5 protein-coding genes are annotated in these 5,094 nt (G+C 74.2%); 2 read left to right on the top strand and 3 right to left on the bottom strand.

What is annotated here, in order from left to right:
• Positions 1–205: 205 nt before the first annotated feature.
• Positions 206–994: a S1 family peptidase gene (locus ACZ61E_RS30910; RefSeq protein WP_469703551.1), complete on the bottom strand. Its 789-nt coding sequence runs from the start codon at positions 992–994 to the stop codon at positions 206–208.
• 309 nt (positions 995–1,303) lie between these two features.
• Here ACZ61E_RS30910 and ACZ61E_RS30905 point away from each other — a divergent pair, with 309 nt between their 5' ends.
• Positions 1,304–2,215 carry a hypothetical protein gene (locus ACZ61E_RS30905; protein WP_469703549.1) on the top strand — a complete coding sequence of 304 codons (912 nt, stop codon included), beginning with the start codon at positions 1,304–1,306 and terminating at the stop codon, positions 2,213–2,215.
• Positions 2,216–2,310: 95 nt separating this feature from the next.
• Complete coding sequence (locus ACZ61E_RS30900) at positions 2,311–3,852, top strand: ankyrin repeat domain-containing protein (RefSeq protein ID WP_469703548.1); 1,542 nt, start codon at positions 2,311–2,313, stop codon at positions 3,850–3,852.
• A gap of 55 nt (positions 3,853–3,907) precedes the next feature.
• Here ACZ61E_RS30900 and ACZ61E_RS30895 read toward each other — a convergent pair whose 3' ends face one another.
• The gene (locus ACZ61E_RS30895) at positions 3,908–4,294 is read right to left on the bottom strand and encodes a barstar family protein (protein WP_469703547.1); all 387 of its coding nucleotides are present in this window, start codon (positions 4,292–4,294) and stop codon (positions 3,908–3,910) included.
• Between the two features lie 41 nt (positions 4,295–4,335).
• Positions 4,336–4,725: a guanyl-specific ribonuclease gene (locus tag ACZ61E_RS30890; protein WP_469703546.1), complete on the bottom strand. Its 390-nt coding sequence runs from the start codon at positions 4,723–4,725 to the stop codon at positions 4,336–4,338.
• Positions 4,726–5,094 lie beyond the last annotated feature (369 nt).

The raw sequence follows: 5,094 nt of genomic DNA, 5'->3' as shown, positions 1-5,094 counted from the left end.
CTTCGAAGCCGCTCGGCCCCGACAACAGGGGAGCCATACGAAAACCATACGCAGCGCCCCCCCGGGGGGGGGGGGGGGGGGTGTCGTTCCCCCCCCCCCCCCCCCCCCCCCCCCCCCCACCCCTCCGTCTTCGTGTCACCTCACGCGCCCGGCACGCTGCCCAGGGAGGCGCCGGCGCGCGATGGACGGCCGCGCGTGGGCCGCGTCAGAGACCCGCCGCCGCCGACTGGATGTCGGCGGCGAAGGTGGAGACCTCGGTGTAGACACCCGGGAAGCCGGGCCGGGCGCAGCCCTGACCCCAGCTCACGATGCCGACCTGGATCCAGCCGCCGCTTCCGTTGTCACGGAACATCGGGCCGCCGGAGTCACCCTGGCAGGTGTCCGTGCCGCCCTCGTCGATGAAGCCGGCGCAGATCTCCTCGGACGGCACGAGGCTGCCGGAGTAGGCACCCTCGCAGTCCGCGTCGGAGACGAACGGCACGTTGGCCTTGAGCAGGTAGCGCTCCTGACCACCGCCCTCGGTGGCCGCACCCCAGCCGGCGACGGTGAACTCGCCGTTGTTGAAGGAGTCGTCCGTGGCTATGTCCAGCGTGGGCTGGTCGATCGGCTCGGCGAGCTTGATCAGCGCCCAGTCCTTGCCGGTGCCGTTGTAGCCGGGAGCCTGGAGGACCTCGGTGGAGTTGACCTCGACCGCGTCCGGGCTCTCGAGGTCCACGACGCCCGCCGTGGCGGTGATGCTCGTGTCGGGGCCGGAGCCGTCCACACAGTGGGCGGCGGTCAGGACGACGTCCTGCTCGTAGAGCGCGCCGCCGCAGCCCATGGAGAGGCGGACCATGAAGGGGAACTCGCCCTGCTCGGCGGGGGTGCCACCGACGACCAGCGGTCCCGGGGGCGGGGTGGCGGAGGCCGAAGCGGCGGCGGGCTGGAGACTGACACCGGCGAGGACGACCGCGCCGACGACGGCACATCTTTTGAGGGCACGCAGAAAGCTCAACTGACTGCCTTTCGTGGGGGGAAACAGTGCATTTGATTGTTTTGCGTGGGGTTTTCCTGCATGGAGCCGTGTACGGATGACGCCCGGCACGTGGGGGTGCCGACGCATGGCGAAGCCGACCGACGACCCGGTGAAACGTGGATCGCCCGTACCCGCCCGCCAGAGCGTGATCCGGATTATGGGGAGGAAATCAGCCGTGGCACAAGAGTTGGGTTTCGGCCAACCGAACGGTCCGGCTCCTTCGGCCGCCCGCCGGGCCGGTCCCCGTACAGTTGAGAGCGGTCGACCGTCCTACGAAGGGGTAGTGGCGTGACGGACAGAGGCGCGACGAACGGCGGGGGCGCCGTCGTCCACGGCTATCCGCATCTGGACACCGTGCGGGCCGCCGTGACCGCGCTCTACCGGCGCATGTCGGACGGCGGCATCCGCCGGTACGACACCAGTGTCGCGCCCGCCGACGTCGCCTTCGCCGACCACGACGACCTCCATCTCGGGGTACAGCGGGTGGCCCGCGCACTGGTCCAGCAGCTGCGGCTGCCGGACGCCCGGATGATCGTCAGCTTCCGCGAGATGGAACACGCGGCGAGCGTCGAACTGACGGCGGGGCCGGAGTACTTCATCGAGCTGAACGACCGTTTCCGGCGGCACCGCAGGGACATCGGCGCCGCCCTCGCGCACGAGATCACCCATGTGCTGCTGCACCGGCTCGGACTGAGCTTCCCCGGCACGCGCGACAACGAGATCCTGACCGACACCGTGACGACGTATCTGGGCGCGGGCTGGCTGCTCCTCGACGCGTTCCGCGAGGACCGGGACTCCAGCCAGAAGCTCGGCTATCTGACGCCGGAGGAGTTCGGCTACGTCCTGGCCAAGCGCGCCATCGTCTTCAACGAGGACCCCGGCATCTGGTTCACCAGCCCGCAGGGCTACACCGCGTACACCAAGGGCAAGGCGCAGGCCGTGCGCGACGAGCAGCAGCCGCCGCTGACCACGGCGGGCTGGTCGGGCCGGCACCGCTACGCCAAGGACCGGCGTTACGCGCTCGACCACCCCGGCGAGGCCGGGGACGCGGGACGCCCGTACGCCTTCGAGACGCTCCCCGACGGACTGCGGGTGTCGTTCCCCTGCCCCACGTGCCATCAGCGGATCCGGGTGCCGGTCAGGGGCCGGGTACGGGCACGGTGCCAGCTCTGTCACACGGTCCTCGACTGCGACACCTGAACACCCTTCCGCCACAAGGGATTTCACCGGACCCGGAGGATGGTCACCGTTCTGTCGATTTGGCGTGAATCACCTTCTCGGGCGAAGGTCGAAGTATGACGAATGAGCGGACAGCGGGCTCCGACCGGGCACGGGACGAACTGTTCTCGGCCGTGTACGAGGGCCGGGACGACACCGTCGTCGCACTGCTCCGCTCCGGTGTCTCCGCCGAGGCGACCGACCGGGACGGTCAGAGCGTGCTCTACGCCGCCGCGGTGAGCGACTCACCCGGCGCGGTCCGGGTGCTGCTGGCGGCGGGCGCCGACCCCGAGCGCGCGAGCGGGGCGGACGGCGGGGACCTGCCGCTGTGCGGCGCCGCGTGCGGCGGTCATACGGAAGTGGTCCTGGCCCTGCTGGCGGCGGGCGCGCGCCCCGACCGGCGCGAGGCGTACGGCTTCACCGCGCTGACCTGGGCCGTCGGCCAGGGACACGCGGACACGGTGGAGGCGCTGCTCGCGCACGGGGCCGACCCCGGTCTCCCCGGCCCCGGCGGCGGCACCCCGGACGGTGCGGCGCCGCTCGTGACAGCCGCGAGACGCGGCTCGCCGTCGACCGTACGGGCGCTGCTGCGGCACGGTGCGGGCGCGCGCAAGGAGGCGCTGGCCGAGGCGCGGCGGTGGACGGCGCCCGCGGCGGTGGAGCACGAACTGCACGCCGAGCTGCTGCCGACGGCCGGCGGGAGCGACGAGACGGTGGTGCGCCGGATCGAGGAGGACGGCGGGGTGACGATCGTCGTCGAGACGCTGAAGGACGGCGTGCCGGTGGCGAGCCTGGAGCGGCAGACCGGGCACGGGGCGATCACCACCGTGCTGGAGGAGTCCCTCGGCGTCCGGGCGCCGTTCGAGGAGCTGGCCGGGCGGGCGCTGCGGTGCGGGGGGCCCGGCCGGGACGACTGGCGGGAGCAGGTGGCCGCGCTGTGCGGGCGCGGGGACGAGGAGTCGTTCGGGGCGGCGCTCGCCTGGTGCGGGAGCGACGATCCGCTGCGTCGCGCGTTCGCGGCGGACGTGCTCGGGGGGCTGGCGGGGACCGGGGAACCCGGGGGTGACCGGCGGGCCTTCGCGGACCGGGCGCTGGCCCCGCTCCGGGAGCTGTGCGCCGCGGCCGGGACAGCGGAGCCGATCGGCGCGGGTGTGACGGCGCTGGGCAGGCTGGGTTCGGCGGAGGGCCTGCCGGAGATCCTGCGGCACGCGGGCCACCCGGAGGCGGCGATACGCCGCCGGGTGGCCGTCGCCCTGGCCGGGCTCGTGCCGGGCGACCACGAGGAGGGGGTGGCGGCGCTGACGGCGCTCAGCGCGGACATCGACGGCCCGGTGCGGGAGAGCGCGACGGCGGCCCTGGCGGGGGTCGACGCCGACACGCCCGCGATCCGCGCAGCCCTGGCGGCGCGGCTGGCGGACCCGGCGGCGGTCACGGCCGCCGAGGCGGCCCGGGGGCTGGTGGCGCGCCGGGACCCACGGGCGGTGGACGCCCTGGCGAGGATGCTCGCCGACGGTTCGGTGACCGGGCGGGCCCGCGAGACGGCGGCCGACGCGGTGGGCCGGCTGCCGGACGCGGCGGTCCGGCGCAGGCTGACGGGGTTGCCGCCGCGCGGCCGGTGACCCGCTCGGCGTGGGCCGGCCGGGACGTCGTGGGCCCCGGCCCGGCGGCGCGGGGTCAGCGCAGCCGCAGGACGCCCGGCGCGCGTTCGTCGATGATGCCGGTCAGCCAGTCGAAGACCGTGGGGCCGCGCCCGGCCTCCGCCTCGTCCAGCCGGGCCCGCACCGAGGCCCTGTTGACCTCGGGCACCCGGGCCAGCCGGAGTCTGAGCTGACGTGCCGTCTCCTGGTGGCCCAGCGCGCGCCGCGAGAGTTCGTGGTCGCGCCATTCGATGACGAAGTCCCGGTCGTCCGGGGTCCCGTAGCCGCCGCCGAGGCAGTCCGCGAACGCGTCGAGATTGCGGCCGAAGTAGCCGTCCGGTCCGTTGACGGCCTCGCCGATCAGCTGCCAGAAGCGCTCCAGGCCGGTGACCTCCGCCCCGTGGATCACATAGGTGACAGTCATGGGGCGGAGGCTACCTGTCCGTCGTGGCGGTGGGGTGCCGGTCAGCAGCCGTGGTCGACCAGGTCGAAGGACTCGTAGTGGTCGGCGGTGTAGTAGTCCTGCTCCTCGTCACCGGTCACGATGCGGCGCGCGCCCCGGTCGGGAGAGCCGGGCGTCTCGACCGTGTACTCGTGGTAGTAGCCGGTGGACTCCTGCGGCAGGATGCCTTCGCGGTTCTGGAAGACTCCGCCGTCCTGCGGATACGGGTAGGGGCCGCCCGCGTCGATCAGGTCGAGGGTGTCGTGAGCCTGGGACGGGAGGTCGGAGTAGCAGATGTCGCCGACCGCGAGCGGGGCGGCGGAGGCCGTGGTCGCGACCGTACCGCCGACGAAGAGGGTGGACAGGAGGGCGGCGGCGCCGCCGATGAGGGCGATTCGTGGGGGGATTCGCATGTCCACCATGATGACGCGCGTAGACGTGAGCACGTCAATGCCAAGTCCGTGGAGTTTTCGGGAAGTTAACCGGCCGGTACGGGCACGACATCCACCCTTCCCGGCCGGTTTGTCACCGGGGGGGGGGGGGGGGGGGGGGGGGGGGGGGGGGGCGGGGGGAGGGGGGGGGGGGGGGGGGGGGGGGGGGGGGGGGGGGGTGTTGGGGGGGGGGGGGGGGGGGGGGGGGGGGGGGGGGGGGGGGGGTCGCCTCCCCCCCCCCCCCCCCCCGCCGCCCCCCTGCACGGCGGCCCGCGCCGCCGCCGGTCCGCCGCCGGGCGCCACCGGGTGCGCCTCGGGCCCGGGGACGTACCCCATGGCGGGTGCCGGGCC

The organism is Streptomyces sp. NPDC104581, assembly GCF_055583685.1.
Note: the sequence above shows the minus strand (reverse complement) of the source record. Positions and strands in the feature narration are given on the sequence as shown.